Here is a 14,835-nt window from a genome sequence, read left to right on the forward strand (position 1 = left end):
CAAATCTATTTGCTCTCAAGACTTATAATGTCGCGGGTGATCGTGTCGTAGTTGATAGAGATGGAAGATTCAGTCTTTTGGCTCTTCTCAAGGACATCTTTTGCGATTTTCGAATTCGTATTCTTGGGAAATGTATAAATAGCAGCGTAATTGCCGACCATTATTTTAAATGAATCTTCAGTCTCAATAATTTGCCTAACAGGGCCTGAGATTGTAGCAACCTTGGCTTTGCTATTTTGCTTGAACCCTGTGATTGAACCCGCTAATGCAACAGCGGAGAGTGAAGTCAGATAAATAGAGAGTAGCAGAATCGCGTACTTCATTAGTAAACCGCCTTTAAAACTTTGCCAGGATACTTCTTTGTAAACGCTTTTAACTCGTTCTGTCTTGCCGTGTAGTAGTTAAGATACTGCTCTGTGTTTTTTAAATCTTCTTTTACCCAGTTATTCTTCTTTCTTTCCTTCGCCTTTCCTTCCGGCCACATTTGGAATCTCTCGCCGAAGTAAATTCTTTTAATATTCGGTTTCGGCTTTCCATCGACCTGCATGGCTCCAGTCCACTCTTCAAGAGAAACAGGTTTATCGAACATCGAAGGATCAAAAACTTTAAGTTCAGGCTCACCGGTAACGCCTTTTACATAGAGCGTGGTGGCCACGTGATAGCCCCACTCAATGTTGGGAAGGCTTTTTGATTTTGGAGTTACCCGTAACGTGCCTTCAACCCATACTTTGCCCATTTGAATTTTGCTTTGCTCTGCGACTTTACTCATCGCTGTTGCGCGCGCGAAACAGCCATCAACCGGATAATCAAAGGGGATTTCTGAATGCTCTTTAAACTCTGTGAATAGTTGTTCGGCTTGTTCCTGACTTAATACAGATAGACTGACGCTGCTGCCTTTTTCGTACTGATCGGGTACGGGTAATGTCGCAGCGAAAACGATCGTAACTATTATCAAAAGTAATTTGTAGCCCATGATAGCTGTATCGGAACAAATTAGTATTTTACTTACAGGCTTTCGTCTGGGGTGATGTCCAATTCGGAGCTTCCGGAGTTGGATTCCTCGCGGATTTCCTGCTCCAGACGATCAATTTCATCGTTACTTAAAGAGTCCACTTGTTCCACGGACATGTTTTCAAGTCCCGGGATATCATCCATAGGCGGGGGAGCGGGGCTTAAGAAGGATTGAATTCTCTCCATCGCCACTTCGTACTCTGCTTGGTCGATGCTGTGGAATTGATACATGTTCTGCACAATCTGGCTCATGCGTTTGCGGGCAAACTGGGTGAGTTCTTTTTTGTAATAAGACTGGGAATACTTGATCGGGCTTGGCAGAACCATTGCCATGAAAGCACTTTCCACAACATCAAGTGATGCCGGTGATTTTTTAAAATAGAACTGGGATGCGGCTTTGATTCCGTAAATGTTTTTCCCGAATTCTACTACGTTTAGATACTTCTCAAGGATTTCTTTTTTGGTCAGAGTCTTTTCAATGCGGTCGGTGATGATGGCTTCCAAACCTTTGCGGAAGAATGTTCTATCACCACTTAAGAACATATTCTTTGCCAGTTGCTGAGTGATCGTCGATCCACCACGTTTATAGACGCCGGTTTCCCAGCCTTGGCGGAAGTTCTTTTCGATGATGGCCCATTCAAAACCGTGATGCTTATAGAAGTTTCCATCTTCGGTCATGATGATGGTTTTTTGCAGATAGGGGCTGATTTGTTTTAGCGGAACATAGTTTTTGGAAGTCGGGCATAAGTCGACTTTGTACATGGTCGTGACGATACAACCCTTGATTTCCTTTTCACCAGGAAGCCACGACCAGATGATCGCAGCAGTGGTAATCATAATTGCAGCTATGATGGCAAAAAAAAGTCCTGCAGCCTTCATCTTACTTTAGCATCCCTTGTTCTTTGACCCACTCAATACTGTTATGAATTGCCTGACGTGCCGGACGGGGTTTGAAACCCAGCTCGCGCTGCGCTTTGGAGGAATCAAACCAATGGTACATCGTGGCCGTGTAGGCGTTTTCTTTACTTAGCGGACCTTTTAGTCCCATGCTTTCCATCGCATCACCAATAGTACCCACTAAATGAAGCAGACCATCCGGTAATTTTTTTGTCGGAGGTTTAACTCCGGCTTCCTCAGCGATCATGCGGAAAAGGTCTTTGATCAGGATGTTTTCACCAGACAGAATATAGCGCTCACCAGTTTTTCCGATTTTCCAGGCGCTGATAATTCCCTGAATCACATCTTCAACAGCGACTACGTTCACGCCACCGGAAGTGTAAAAATTAAGTTTACCTTGAGCTACTTTCAGCATCATTTTGCGGCTGCCTTTCTTGGCATCGCCGCGGCCATAGATCGTTGCTGGGTTAAGGATAACCGCATCGATTTCGCCTCTATCACAAGCAGCTTTTACTATAACCTCTGCATCGTGTTTTGTTTCAAAGTATCCCAGATTCAGATCATGAATATTGAAATCTGAGTTCTCGTTAAGTACTTCGTTTGGAGTTCTGCCACCACCGACAGCAACTACCGAAGAAAGATGTACCAGGCGACGAACTTTCTTTTCACGGCAGACTTCGACTACGTTTGCTGTCCCCTGAACATTTACTTTTTCCATCAGGGGGCGATCAGCAGCTTTGTAAGCCACGACGCCAGCCAGATGAAAAACAGTGTCGATGCCATCAAAAGCTTCAAGCAGGGACACGATGTCAGTTACGTCACCATGGCGATATTGGCAATTAATGCCTTTTAGTTCCGAGATATCACTTTTAGGTCTGACCAATGCAAAGACCTCATGGCCTTCGTCTACCAGAGCTCTTGTCAGCCAACTACCCAGGAAACCATTTGCGCCTGTGACTAATACTTTCATACTGCCTGTGCCTCGTTGTCGGTGTCTTCATCAAAGCGGGAGATAAACCTTTGGCAAAGCCTTGCCATGACTATTCCGGTTATAATTCCCAGTATTGCTCCGGCTAAAATATCGGTTGGGAAATGCACTCCATTGTAAACGCGGCTGTAGGAAACAACTAATGCCAATGTCATCATTGGTGCCGCAGCCACTGGAAAAATAACGGCAACAAAAGTCGCAAAGTTAAATATATTGGTCGCATGATTGGAAACAAAACTGTATCCGCCAAAGGGTGCCCTGACTGTGACTGTCAGGTTTTCAGTATTTGCTGGCCTCGGTCGCTGTACGGTTTTTTTAAAACCCCAGTTACCAATTCCGTCAGAAAGAGAAACACTTAAAACAGCCATTACGAAAATTGTGCAGCCTTTTTTCCAACCGCGGCGCCAAATGAACAGCGCAATGATCAGTGGAATGCAGACAATCTTAACTGGATCTTTTTTGTGCAGGTCTGTGATGAATGGGAAAAATGCATCTGCCCAAGGAGCAGTCCATTCAGAATTGATAAGAGTAAAAAGACGTTTATCGAGGTTCAAAATAAAATCGAGCATGATAGGGATCTTAACTTAGTTTTTTACCCGCAGAAAGTCTAGGTCTTCCGAGGGCCAGAGTGCCTCGTTCAACTCGCTATGGCATTATTATGCCTATGGACATAGCTACACTCTTAGGGCTCGTTATTGGTTTCGGTGGAATCATCTTTGGTAACTTTATTGAAGGTGGACATCTTAGTTCCCTAATGCAATTTACTGCGTTTCTCATCGTATTTGCGGGCACCGTAGGTGCCGTGATGGTGTCCAGTTCAGAGAGAGCACTGAAAACCGGTGTTAATCTGGCTAAGAAAGCATTCCGTCATGAGGAAAGCGTAGCGCATCAACACCTTGAAGAGCTGATCGAATATTCAAGAATCGCAAAAAAAGAATCTATTCTTGCGTTGGAGCCAAGGCTTGCCCGAATGTCTGATCCCTTGATGCGCGATGTACTTCGTAGTGTCGTTGATGGAATGGAAGAGCCAGCTATTCGCGATGTTTTTGAAAATCAAATTTATATCGAAGAAGAAGAACTTTTGGACGGTGCAAAGATTTGGACTGATGCTGGTGGTTATGCGCCAACAATCGGTATCATTGGTGCGGTTCTGGGCTTGATTCACGTAATGGGTAACTTGACCGATACCAGTAAACTCGGCGCCGGTATCGCAGTGGCGTTCGTTGCAACGGTGTACGGTGTGAGTTTTGCCAATCTTCTGTTCTTGCCATTAGGAAGCAAACTAAAAAAGAAAGTCGAAGAAAGAACCCGCGAACGCATGATGATCCTTGAGGGCGGTGTGATGATCGCTAAAGGTGTTAACCATGTCGTGATCGAACAAAAACTAAGGTCTTATTTAAGTCATGCATCTAAAGCGTAAGAAGCATCCTGAGCACGTAAGTCATGAGCGTTGGTTGGTATCCTATGCCGACTTCATCACGCTATTGTTTGCGTTCTTTGTGGTGATGTATGCAACTTCCACTGCTAACGAGAATAAGCAAAAAGATTTCGAACAGTCGATCAAATTGAATTTTCATCTGGTTGGAAAAGGCGGTTCGGATCAGAACGCCGATACGATTGATTCTGCTATCGCAGAGTTGGAAATTCCTGTCGGCAATTTTCCGAAAAAGGGTGGCCCCTCTGAAGCGGCTGACTATGTAGAGCGCGCTTTGGGTAAAGCGATGAGCCCTGATGATAAGAAAAAAGACATTCAGGATATTTACCATGATTCCGTGGGTGTTCGTGTCTCATTGACAGCTTCTAGCTTCTTTACGCCAGGATCTGCAAAACTTCGTCTGTCCTCTTTGCCAGCATTGGATAAAGTGGCTGAGATTCTTTCAGCTAACGACAAACGTATTATCGTCGAAGGACACACAGATGATACGCCGATCGAAGATCCGAAGTATCCCAGTAACTGGGAGCTTGCGGGGGATCGATCATCGGCGGTGGTTCGTTACTTTGTGAAATATCACAAGCTAAATCCCAAGCGTTTTGTTTCAATTTCCTATGGGGATCAAAAGCCCATCGTCCCGAATGATACTGACGAGCACAAAGCGATGAATCGACGAATAGAGATTCTAATAGTTACCGACAATAAAAAGGTTGGAATCTAGAATGAAAAAAGCCGAGGTTTATGTTGCCTCGGCTTTGGTGTTTTAAGAGGTGGTTTTCTCGGGAGATTAAGCTACGCAGTCTTTAAGCTTTTTTAGGATCTCCAGCGCTTTTTCTTTGGATACTTTTTGAGTTTCCATTACCGCGTCGACCAAGTTTTCATCAGGTGTTTTGCCATTGCCTTTGCGTGCGTTGAAAGCACTGATAACTTTTACGTATGCTGTGCGGTCTGCCCCTTTGAATTGAGTCAGGATTTGTGAACCCAGGCGAAGCATTTTGTTGTAAGCAGCTGTCGCAAGAGTGGTTTGTTCTGCCGTATTTTCACGAGAAGTGATTTTACCAGCCAGGTGAACCTGACCGATCATTTCTGCCAGGCCTTGTGAACCTTCTGTTAGTTCACGAGCCTCATCTCTGTCTTCAATTTTGTCTGCAGCTTTTTTCACTGCTGTGATAGAGATCAGGTTCTTTAGGATTTCTTTATCTTGCACGGCGTTTTCAACGATTTTGCTTTCCTTACCTGGAGCCAGATCACGAAGTGCCTGCTCTAGATATCTTTTTTCAGCATTTTTACCGGAAGCATTTTTAAGGTTACCGTTGGCATCCAAGAAGTACTCTTGGCTTGTTTTTTCAAACTTGGTAACGCGTTCAATAGTCGTCATTTTACCTGGAGCTGCAAATGCAGATGCAGAGAAAGCGATTGTCATACCGATAATAAATGCCTTTTTCATTGAAAACTCCTCTTTATAAATCTTTAAAAAGCGTTAAATCTTATATCCTTAATACTAAGCAAATCTCTTACCATCTTTAGGTCCGCTAGTTTCGATCTGGCCGGTTTGGCCTGTTTAATAACCGAAATCAGTGACCTTTTTCGCGTTCTGCTGGAAACCTTAAGAACACGTCTCATTTTAAGACTGGAAACTATTTCGCTCCCAGTCCCAATGCTCTGGCTTCTGCCAGTTGTTTCTGAACCATGTTGTTGAATTTTTTGGTCAACACATCCACTTCGCCCAGATTATTGATCTTGTCCCAGCTCACAGCATTCGCGATGGAACCATAAGACTTCATTTCGGAAGCCAGGCCCTGAAGCGATTCCAGAACTGTCGTAACTACGTTGATTTGCGCCTTGGTCAGACTGTATTTTTGAACGACTTCTGCTTCTTGAGAGCCGGATTCGTCCTGCTCCAAGGCAGCGAAGGGATCGTCATTCTGTTTCGGTTGAACTTTTTCAGCGCTAGCCCCCAAAGTTTTCGCAACTTTAACAAGAACCGCCTGAATCTTTTGTTCCTGAGCTTCCAATTCGGAATTCTCAAGAGTGGACTGGATTCTTTCGCGTCCGTCTTTGTTTACGATCTTAATTTTCTTAATCAGACGATTCATCGTAGCAAACTCAGCTTCGATTTCCTTTAAAAGCGGATCATTTGGAAACTGATTTAAAATGTTTTCGAAATCCAGCTTGTACGCCGGCTTCGGATTCATAATGTCATTCAGGATTGAAAGATAAACTCTCTCCTCCTGGAAAATCGCATTCATAGCGCCATTGTAAGCGGGACCAGCGTTGATCAGGATTTTTCCCGGCTTGTACAGGCTACGAATCAAGTTAACTACGATTTTATCGTAATCAATAGTGTACTTGTCGAACGCCGCTTTCATTTGGCTGTAAGTATTCTCTTTCCACCATGTTTCAAATGCAGGCTTTGTAGCAGTACCCAGGACTGAAGGGCGAATCTCAGCCAATAAGTAATTTACAACGCCGTTGTAGCTGCCTTGTTTGGCATTTACGCCCCAATTGTAAGCCGTTGGCACAACAGCCTTAAGTTGTTGAGTGTAAGAAGGGTTGCACTCCTTGAAGCTGTCTGCTGGATTTCCAATTGTTGGAGCTAGGAATACTGAAGGGAATCCCGTCGTATCGCGTACGGTTTGCTGACCTTTTTCAATGTCAGGGCCGCAGACCATTTGCATGATCAGATAGTCTGAAATTTGAGGAGTCGCGAACACACCTACACGACGATAGAAGTTCGTGTCTTTAACTTTTTCATATGTGCCAGGGCTTGTAACATAGGTTTTCGCCCACGCTGCACCTGTTTCCATTTGCGGATTTGGATTGCCAACCATGTCGCGGACTTGGGTTAAGAATTTTTGGTAGATTGCATCGGCACCGGAATTTTGCTTCACTGCAAGAGAGCGAAGTTCGCTATTAATCAGATTGAATACTGGAACTACTTTATTCAGATCCTGATTGCCCAAGCCATTTACGATGGTGGTAAAATTCTTTTGCTGAGCATAGGTCAGCTTCTTAAATTCAGGTGAATTTAAGAGCATCGAAGACGCTGCTGCTGCATCGTGCAGGGTAAAACGCTGGCGCTGCTCGATAAGTTTTTTATCTGTGTGGTAAGCGTCATCTGGACCCGCTTTCATACCATCTGCTTTTACACCGTAAAGAGGCGAAGGCATTGTGATGTCGGCTGTTCCATGGCGATCAAAGCGATTTTGACGAGCTTGTTCAACAAAATCTCCATAGAAATTTTCCGCTGACTTATAACCTTGAGTCAGCTGCATCAAAGCACTTTGCCAGTTCTGGCTTGCTTCATGAACGTCAGCTAAGTTTGCCATCCTCCAGGCAGCCATCTTTTCGCGGAAGTCTTTAAGTCTGTGTTGAATCGGATGCTCATAAGTATTAATCCAATGAGGCTTCATCGCATTCATTTCTTTTTCAAGATTTTCAGTTGCTGTATAAAGTGCTGGAGCATCGACAATATTTCTCCATGCAAACGTTACGGAACGCATGAACAACTGATCAAGTGCTACGAATGCAGAAAGTTTTAAACCTTTAGTAAGAAAGAAACGCAAACCTTTGACTTGAGTTGTACCCGGCATAAGCCAAGTCACAATGTCCACGCCCGTCAGGCGGATGATGTTTGCTTTCTGACCAGTTAAAAGAGCTGCACCACCTTTTTCAAGGCCAGCTGCAACTGCAGAGGAGATCAGCATTGAAGCGATGTTTGGAGCCATCTCCCAGATTTTCTTGTGAATAACCAGGTGCTCATAAGCCTTCTCGCATGGCTCTTTATCAGCACCATTTTGAATGTCCTGTTCAGTAACCTTTTTTCCCATCCAAACTTTTGCACAGGCTTTTACATTGGGATCAGCCACGATTTGGGAAGCGATACCTTGTACCGTTGCACCGACGGTCATACCCAAATAAGGAATAAATGCATGATACTTGGGATTCTTCATGTACATGGAAAGTACGTTGGAAGTTACGCCTTGCGAATACATGAATAGTTGGAAACCGATGATGCCCATCGGCGAGAAGGAGTGAGCTACGTGTTGATCTGCAGCAACCGGATTCATTGAATAGTTAAATACCAACTGTCCCGCCATGACCAAACCCATGGACATAAAGAACATGGCAGATTCAGGGGCAAGATTGTGAAGTGAGTGGGAGAAAGCAGCTTTATTTCCCGTCCATACCTTACCCATATCGTTTAGAAGTCTGCGTTCAATATTCTTTGGGGAGTATTTACGAAGGTTTTGCTCGTCAGCGAATGGAATTTCCATAACTGGAATGTTGGAGGTTTTATCGAAAACACGAGTGATCTTGTTTGCATAGTCGACTTGGACTCTATAGCCAACGCTTTCCATGATGGCAGCGTCTTGTTTGGCGCGCTTGTCTTCGGAATTGGTTAAAGTCGCTGCAAGCGCCGGAGAAATTGAAGAAAAGCTTAGCACCATTGCGGTAACGAAGCTGATCGTTCTTTGATATGTTAAAGAAGCCTTAAACATAGTTTCTCCTCAAAGGGCTCTTTGCCCTACTGAAGAGATTAGCAAGTCACGGACCTGTCATAAGTAATACAGAGCACCTGGAATGTCTTAGATTGAGACGAGGCCTCTTTAGGTCACGGGGGTGTCTAAAACCTTAACAGGTGCCAGGTCCTACTTACGGATGCGGCGCATCCGTAAGTAGGACCTGGCACCTAAGGAAGGACCACGGAAAGACCCCAGCTTTCAAGCTCGTCTTTATTGGAATATTCAGTGCGGAATTCAACTTTCTCATAGGAAAAAGAGCCTGCCACATAGTTATTCCAGACGAATTTCCCCTGGGAAGTGGAATAAAGATACTTCGTTTGAAAAAGAGTTCTGAAAGAGTCGACCCACTTCATCATGAACAGTGAATTTACACCCAAGTAAGGACGTGCTTCTTCAGCGAGATCGTAGTTTTCACTCGCAGCCAACACGGTCCAGCGAGTAGCTTTCAGAATCGGGAAGTCAAAGCTTGCGCCGATGCCGCCATTTACGTAGGGCGAAAGCTTTGGTGTGGTTCCCACTTCGATCGCCCAGGAACTTGGCTTTTCCAACTGAGTCCATGGTGAAGTCGAAAGAATGCTTAATAAAACAAACTCGTGCAGATCCCAATTATTAAGTTCAGGCTTGTAGCGCACATCAAAAGTAAAAAAGTTTAGCTGAGAAAACGGAGCAAGTCCGCTGTCGTCGGAAAGCAGATCATGAAATCCGCGACGGAATTTGAATTGGTAATAGTCTAAATAGTCATCCTTGCCATATCCCAAATAGAAAGCCGCAGTCGGAGGACTTAGCAGAGGCGATTTAGGTGGTGTGATCTTAACAGGATCAGTGATCGCACCCAGTTTTGCGCGCGACACTGACAGACGATACTTTTCTTCGTTGTACTCTTTTTGGTCCCGATATTCGCGAATGGAAAGATAGCTGAGGGCTGCTTCCAATGCCTCTGCTTTTTCTTTCTTTTCAAGCTTCTGATAGGCTTCACCAGTTTCGGTTTTGTTAGTAAGAATTGAACTTAAGGCAAAACGCTCTGAAAAGTTAAGACCAGCATAACGGGCACGCCATTCGGTTTGTAGTGAGGTGCGAAGTTTTTCATTTACCAGAAGACCCGCATTAGACAGCGCTTTCAGGGAATCAAGCGGAATCACGAAATCATGAAATTGACCGGTTAAATTTGAATCAGGTGAGACGGCTTCGATAAGCTCCAACATCTGCGACGAACAGTTTTCGTCAGCAAAATAGTAAGGTGCATAGCTGCCTTCAAGTTCCAACAAGTGATCAATCATCAACTCCACTTGCTGGGGTGTAAGATCCAGTTTGTATTCCCAAAGATCACGGCCTTCCAGATTCGAGTACTCCTGAATTTTCTGATGATAGGGCAACATCGAATAAACGCCTGGGTAATAGCCGAATACTCCTTTAAGCGCATAAAGGGCGCCACCATCAGAGCCGGTATTCGCTGCGTAGTTTATGCCGTAATCCAAAAGATCCAGTTGTCCGGTGTTCTTAGGATTGTGCATTCTTAAAAATGTATGGCCAAAACTTGAGGGTGCGCTGGAAAGATCAGAAGCCGCAAAAACTATATACGCCTCTGTGACCCCAAGTTGTTGCTTCCATTGGACTCGTTCAGGACAGGCTGCTAAATCTGTTTCAGAAATACTTAATTCTGATTTAAGCCAGGATGTGCGTGCCAGATAACGACATTGTTCTTTGGCGGTGCCTTCTGTGAACAACAGATCAATAGTTGCCAGAAGTTCCGCGCGCGGATCCCAGGCCCCATCTGGAGCGATAAAGAAGTTTCCCCGAATTGGAGAATGATAATTTCCGGAAAGACTTTTGCGGTAATGGCCAAGCTTTAACCATGCGCTGGAATTATCAAGATTCTTAGCAAGGGCTTGTTCTTTGTAATTGGCTGTGGACTGCAATGAAAAGCCCCACGTAAAAAGTGGGGCTATCAATAAAAACGCAGTAACTAAAAGACTACGAACCATGGCAAAGGTTTTGAAGATCCTTTTGACCAGCAAGTTCGTTGTTCAAGTTAGAAACCATGTCCGCAGCAGAAGTGTTCGCAGCTGGGATGATGTTAGAGTAAGAGTTTTGTGTGAAAGAACCAAAAGCTGCTTGAGCTTGAGTGTTTGCGCAACCTTTCATTTCAGCCAAAGTTGCAAGAAGTTGACCGTGACCTTGAGCCATTTCACGAGAAAGTTCTTTTTGATTCACTTCAACGAAGTATTGAACTTCTTTATCGTTCATTACGATGCCGCTTGAAGAACAGCCAGAAGTACCGGAAGTGATACCGAAGAATGAAGACAAGAATGAACCGTTTGTAGTCAAAGCCAAAAGTTGAAGACCTTTTGAGTTTTTAGTAATGATCATCGAGCCCAAACCGCAACCTGCGTCACCGGCAAATGCGTTAGCAGAGAACAAAAACAAAGCTGTAATAAGAACCTTTTTCAATGTAACCTCCTGTGGTTTTTATTTATGCTGACTCAATCCGTGTTTTCCTACAAACTTAAACTTATCTAGGTCAAGGAGTGAAGCATGTCTGTAGTTGAAGCGAATAAAGAAAATTTCCAGCAGCTAGTTCAGGAAAACCAGATAGTAATCATAGACTTCTGGGCGGTCTGGTGTGGTCCTTGTAAAAGGTTTGCGCCGATTTTCGATGCGGTGGCAGCGAAGCATCCGGACGTAAAATTCCTGAAGATTAACACAGATGAAGAGCCAGAAATCGCGGCAAGTTTTGAAGTAAAATCGATCCCCACTTTGGCGGTGATCAAGGAACAAGCGATCATTTTCGTCCAGCCCGGCGCCGTGAATGAAGATATCCTTGAGCAAATCGTTAAACGCGCTAAAGAAATCGACATGTCTCAGGTTGAAAAAGAATAGGTTCGTGTCGCATACGAATGATGATGGACATAAAAAAACCCGCCTCCAAGGAGAGCGGGTTTTTAATTTCGTCAACTCGAGAGAGTAAAACTACTCTCTAACGATTTTAACGTGCTTCATGATAACTGGCTCAGCGGGACGATCCATCGGGCCTGTTTTAGAGTTCTCGATAGAGTGAACAACGTCCATACCCTCAACAACTTCTCCGAATACTGCGTGACGACCATCCAACCAAGGAGTTGGAACAGTAGTTACGAAGAACTGAGAACCGTTAGTGTTAGGTCCTGCATTCGCCATAGAAAGGATACCTGGCTTAGAGTGCTTTTGTTGACCAGCTGGGAACTCATCGTCAAAACGGTAACCTGGGCCACCAGTACCAGTTCCAAGTGGGCAACCACCTTGAATCATGAAATCTTTGATCACGCGGTGGAAAGTCAAACCATCGTAAAATGGCTTTTTAACTTTTTCGCCAGTTTTAGGATCAGTCCACTCTTTAGTTCCTTCAGCCAAACCCACGAAGTTTTCAACAGTCTTCGGAGCCTTGTCGCTTAGTAGCTTAACTTTAAAAGTACCTTTGTTAGTTTCGAAAATTGCGAACATGGGTTTTCCCTTCTTAGTAGCAGTATCTTCTTTAGCTTTTTTGGAATCTGCTTTTGATTTCTTAGCTGTTTTTTCAGCTTTTACGTCAGCCGATGTTTCGGCTGTTTTTTCGCCGGATGTTTCTGTAGTTGTTTCAACAGTTTTAGCATCTGCACGGAAACTGAAAGCGGCTAGCAAGAAGGCGAAAAGGTAGATCCAAAATACCTTTTTAATATCGATATTCTTCGACATTTAAATACTCCTGATTAGTTATAGGACAACTATTAGTGAGGGCCCCGACGAGGGTCAAGTGCCTTCAAGATAGCTACGTTGTCCGAAACTCTCTTGGAGATCTCTGCCAGAAGCTTTGAAGGCGAAGTATTAAACGCCACAGCAAGATTATGAAAGGACTCGTGATTTAAGGACACTTCCGCCGTTGCCTCTGACGCTATCAGTTGCAACATCTGTTCGACTTGACGCAAATAGACGTAGTTCGCAATCAACTCGGGGGCAATTGCTTGTTTTGCAGTCAGAAATGACTCTGTGGAAGTATCTGGCGGCGCGATCTTTTCACTTAGCAAAACTGCCTGAATAGCAAGTTCCACATCAACCATTCCGCCTTCGCTGAATTTTAAATTCACATCCGGTGACGTCGTGATTAATTCCGTACGAATGCGATTCAGTTCGATCAGTTGTTCAGCGCTCAAACCTTTATCAATAAATTCCAGCGAAAGAGAAGGCCCCGCATAATCAATCCATCGCGCTTTTAAATAAGCCTGACGTTCCCAGGGTTCAGATTCCTGCGCCAGGTATTTTTGCAAATCATCCAGGGGAATAACAATAGGACCTGCTTTCCCGGAAGGGCGCAGGCGCATGTCGATGGAATAAATACTTCCGCCACGGTGGGGTTCTGTCATGCGCGAGATAAAACGTTTCGCCAATTTGAAATCGTTGTCAGACGGTTCACCGGTAATCACGAAAATGAAATCAAGATCTGACTTAAATCCCAACTCGCGGCCGCCCCATTTGCCTAGCGCAAGAATTTGCACAGAACAGGGGAAATCTTTTTTCAAAGCACTTAACAAAGCTGTGGCAGTTGTATCTGCAGTGAACGTTAAATTCTTTAAGAGCTCAGTAAGGTTGCGCTCTTCCAGATAAAGACTTCCATTCACCAACTCGGACAAAAGCTTTTTTTCCGCAAGCTCTTCCAGCATCAATCCCAAATCTTCAGAAAGACTGTTTTGAGCGCGATATACAAAGGAATCCAAAAGCTCAGGACGACTGCACAGGATGCGTGACAAATAAGGGGAGTGAGCAAAGAGCCACGCGAGTTTCTTCATCAGCTCTTTTTCCCGAAGTAATAGAGTGAAGAAACTGGCTTTGGCGCGTGTGCTGCGAATAAAATCTTTCAGGAATGACAAAGCCCGATGGCTGTCGCCTCCCTGAACTTTCAATGTCTGAATAAACTCATGCAAGAATGCTTTGCGCGCATTCTCGTCGCGTCCCTTGTTTCGGGAGAGCACTTCCTGTTCAATGATTTCATTCCACAGATCCTGAATCTCCGACTCGGGCAGCCCCAACTGAGCCAATTCATTTTCCAAAGACGTGCTGACAGGTGCTTCACCCAGCAGGGATTTAACAATCTGATCGCAATGATTCATTTCGGAGGTCAGAGTTTTAAGAGCGGTGACGACAAACTCTGGATGAACTTCATTAAGTTTCAATAAATGCGTTTGTTCATCGTTTAAAGCCTGAACGTAATTTTCAAGTCCCCGCAAATTTCCATAGTGAGAAATCAGAAAGTCTGATTCCGCCTTTGGTAAAAGGGCTTTAGCAGCTAAAGCCTGCAAAGCCTCAACTGTCCCCCGTAGTTGCAGTGAATGATCTTTTCCACCGTGGACCACCAAAAGGGCGTGAGTGAATAGTTCCAGATCACGAATTCCACCAACACCCATTTTTAAATCAATCGCGTCGATTGCTGTTAGCGGCTGGTAGTGATTTTGAATTTTTCCGCGAAGATGTTTTAGATCGTCAAAAAGCGTGAAGTCCAAGTGGCGACGATAAGAAAATTTCCGCGCAAACGAAGTGACGTCAGTAATAACACTTTCACTGCCGTAGATCGCGCGAAGCCTGACGAAGGCCAGGCGCTCCCACGTTTCGCCGTAATTGCCATAGTAATCGCGGAAGTGTTCGATGGTGGGGATAAGTGGGCCGTGGCGGCCGCCGGGACGCAACTCAAAATCCAAGCGAAACACAAAGCCGTCAGCAGTGCGCTCGCTTAAAACCTTTTGAAATTTTCTAAGATTTTTAAGGTGTCTTTCATCTTCGCTGTTTGCAACCAGCAAAAGATCCACATCGGAACTTAAATTCAGTTCGCTGGATCCTAATTTGCCCAAGGCAAAAAGTGCGACATCACCATCTGAAAAGCACTGCGCAAAAGCTTCTTTTAAAAGCTCGTCAGCAGCAGCACTCCAGTCATGGCAGATTTTAAGTGGGTCTTGGGAATTGGACTTGGCCAAACTTGC

General features: G+C 44.5%; 14 protein-coding genes. 3 read left to right on the top strand and 11 right to left on the bottom strand.

Annotated elements, in window-relative coordinates; translation table 11 throughout:
• Window positions 1-5 precede the first annotated feature (5 nt).
• Genes ACLWNV_RS00705 through ACLWNV_RS00725 form a run of 5 tightly spaced genes read right to left on the bottom strand, consistent with a single transcriptional unit; the run spans window position 6 to window position 3,465 of the window.
• Window positions 6-323 (bottom strand): hypothetical protein, encoded by a 318-nt coding sequence (locus tag ACLWNV_RS00705; protein ID WP_413585976.1) that lies wholly within the window; start codon window positions 321-323, stop codon window positions 6-8.
• Window positions 323-973, bottom strand: a complete 651-nt coding sequence (locus tag ACLWNV_RS00710) for a protein-glutamine glutaminase family protein (protein WP_413585977.1) — start codon at window positions 971-973, stop codon at window positions 323-325. Before ACLWNV_RS00710 ends, ACLWNV_RS00705 begins: the two co-directional genes overlap by 1 nt.
• 32 nt (window positions 974-1,005) lie before the next feature.
• Window positions 1,006-1,848, bottom strand: coding sequence for a monofunctional biosynthetic peptidoglycan transglycosylase (mtgA, locus tag ACLWNV_RS00715; RefSeq protein WP_413585978.1), 843 nt, complete (start codon window positions 1,846-1,848; stop codon window positions 1,006-1,008).
• Between the two features lie 43 nt (window positions 1,849-1,891).
• Window positions 1,892-2,878, bottom strand: a complete 987-nt coding sequence (locus tag ACLWNV_RS00720; protein WP_413585979.1) for an SDR family oxidoreductase — start codon at window positions 2,876-2,878, stop codon at window positions 1,892-1,894.
• Window positions 2,875-3,465 carry a phosphatase PAP2 family protein gene (locus tag ACLWNV_RS00725; RefSeq protein WP_413585980.1) on the bottom strand — a complete coding sequence of 197 codons (591 nt, stop codon included), beginning with the start codon at window positions 3,463-3,465 and terminating at the stop codon, window positions 2,875-2,877. Before ACLWNV_RS00725 ends, ACLWNV_RS00720 begins: the two co-directional genes overlap by 4 nt.
• A gap of 95 nt (window positions 3,466-3,560) precedes the next feature.
• Here ACLWNV_RS00725 and ACLWNV_RS00730 point away from each other — a divergent pair, with 95 nt between their 5' ends.
• Window positions 3,561-4,316, top strand: coding sequence for a flagellar motor protein (locus ACLWNV_RS00730; protein ID WP_413585981.1), 756 nt, complete (start codon window positions 3,561-3,563; stop codon window positions 4,314-4,316).
• Entirely contained in the window at window positions 4,300-5,049 is a 750-nt protein-coding gene (locus ACLWNV_RS00735) for an OmpA family protein (RefSeq protein ID WP_413585982.1), read from the top strand. Before ACLWNV_RS00730 ends, ACLWNV_RS00735 begins: the two co-directional genes overlap by 17 nt.
• A 66-nt stretch (window positions 5,050-5,115) precedes the next feature.
• Here ACLWNV_RS00735 and ACLWNV_RS00740 read toward each other — a convergent pair whose 3' ends face one another.
• The 4 genes from ACLWNV_RS00740 to ACLWNV_RS00755 form a co-directional block, all read right to left on the bottom strand.
• Window positions 5,116-5,775, bottom strand: a complete 660-nt coding sequence (locus ACLWNV_RS00740; RefSeq protein WP_413585983.1) for a hypothetical protein — start codon at window positions 5,773-5,775, stop codon at window positions 5,116-5,118.
• A 190-nt stretch (window positions 5,776-5,965) separates the two neighbouring features.
• A complete protein-coding gene (locus tag ACLWNV_RS00745) occupies window positions 5,966-8,830 on the bottom strand; it encodes a hypothetical protein (RefSeq protein WP_413585984.1) in 2,865 nt (954 codons plus the stop codon).
• 191 nt (window positions 8,831-9,021) lie between these two features.
• Window positions 9,022-10,836: a DUF4105 domain-containing protein gene (locus ACLWNV_RS00750; protein WP_413585985.1), complete on the bottom strand. Its 1,815-nt coding sequence runs from the start codon at window positions 10,834-10,836 to the stop codon at window positions 9,022-9,024.
• Window positions 10,826-11,302 carry a DUF3015 family protein gene (locus ACLWNV_RS00755; RefSeq protein ID WP_413585986.1) on the bottom strand — a complete coding sequence of 159 codons (477 nt, stop codon included), beginning with the start codon at window positions 11,300-11,302 and terminating at the stop codon, window positions 10,826-10,828. The genes ACLWNV_RS00750 and ACLWNV_RS00755 overlap by 11 nt, the downstream gene beginning before the upstream one ends.
• An 84-nt stretch (window positions 11,303-11,386) precedes the next feature.
• Between ACLWNV_RS00755 and trxA the strand changes: the two genes are divergently transcribed.
• Window positions 11,387-11,731 carry a thioredoxin gene (gene trxA / locus ACLWNV_RS00760; protein ID WP_413585987.1) on the top strand — a complete coding sequence of 115 codons (345 nt, stop codon included), beginning with the start codon at window positions 11,387-11,389 and terminating at the stop codon, window positions 11,729-11,731.
• A 90-nt stretch (window positions 11,732-11,821) separates the two neighbouring features.
• Here the strand turns inward: trxA and ACLWNV_RS00765 are convergent, their stop codons facing one another.
• Together ACLWNV_RS00765 and ACLWNV_RS00770 are read right to left on the bottom strand one after the other, a co-directional pair.
• Window positions 11,822-12,562 carry a peptidylprolyl isomerase gene (locus ACLWNV_RS00765; protein ID WP_413585988.1) on the bottom strand — a complete coding sequence of 247 codons (741 nt, stop codon included), beginning with the start codon at window positions 12,560-12,562 and terminating at the stop codon, window positions 11,822-11,824.
• Window positions 12,563-12,594: 32 nt separating this feature from the next.
• Window positions 12,595-14,829 carry a glutamine-synthetase adenylyltransferase gene (locus tag ACLWNV_RS00770; protein WP_413585989.1) on the bottom strand — a complete coding sequence of 745 codons (2,235 nt, stop codon included), beginning with the start codon at window positions 14,827-14,829 and terminating at the stop codon, window positions 12,595-12,597.
• Between the last annotated feature and the right edge of the window lie 6 nt (window positions 14,830-14,835).

The organism is Bdellovibrio sp. HCB274 (assembly GCF_047306075.1).
Lineage (GTDB): Bacteria > Bdellovibrionota > Bdellovibrionia > Bdellovibrionales > Bdellovibrionaceae > Bdellovibrio.

Bases quoted from the DNA above. Each gene is read 5' to 3' on its own strand.
- ACLWNV_RS00705 (WP_413585976.1), bottom strand. From the start codon at position 323: ATGAAGTACGCGATTCTGCTACTCTCTATTTATCTGACTTCACTCTCC.
- ACLWNV_RS00710 (WP_413585977.1), bottom strand. From the start codon at position 973: ATGGGCTACAAATTACTTTTGATAATAGTTACGATCGTTTTCGCTGCG.
- mtgA (WP_413585978.1), bottom strand. From the start codon at position 1,848: ATGATTACCACTGCTGCGATCATCTGGTCGTGGCTTCCTGGTGAAAAG.
- ACLWNV_RS00720 (WP_413585979.1), bottom strand. From the start codon at position 2,878: ATGAAAGTATTAGTCACAGGCGCAAATGGTTTCCTGGGTAGTTGGCTG.
- ACLWNV_RS00725 (WP_413585980.1), bottom strand. From the start codon at position 3,465: ATGCTCGATTTTATTTTGAACCTCGATAAACGTCTTTTTACTCTTATC.
- ACLWNV_RS00730 (WP_413585981.1), top strand. From the start codon at position 3,561: ATGGACATAGCTACACTCTTAGGGCTCGTTATTGGTTTCGGTGGAATC.
- ACLWNV_RS00735 (WP_413585982.1), top strand. From the start codon at position 4,300: ATGCATCTAAAGCGTAAGAAGCATCCTGAGCACGTAAGTCATGAGCGT.
- ACLWNV_RS00740 (WP_413585983.1), bottom strand. From the start codon at position 5,775: ATGAAAAAGGCATTTATTATCGGTATGACAATCGCTTTCTCTGCATCT.
- ACLWNV_RS00745 (WP_413585984.1), bottom strand. From the start codon at position 8,830: ATGTTTAAGGCTTCTTTAACATATCAAAGAACGATCAGCTTCGTTACC.
- ACLWNV_RS00750 (WP_413585985.1), bottom strand. From the start codon at position 10,836: ATGGTTCGTAGTCTTTTAGTTACTGCGTTTTTATTGATAGCCCCACTT.
- trxA (WP_413585987.1), top strand. From the start codon at position 11,387: ATGTCTGTAGTTGAAGCGAATAAAGAAAATTTCCAGCAGCTAGTTCAG.
- ACLWNV_RS00765 (WP_413585988.1), bottom strand. From the start codon at position 12,562: ATGTCGAAGAATATCGATATTAAAAAGGTATTTTGGATCTACCTTTTC.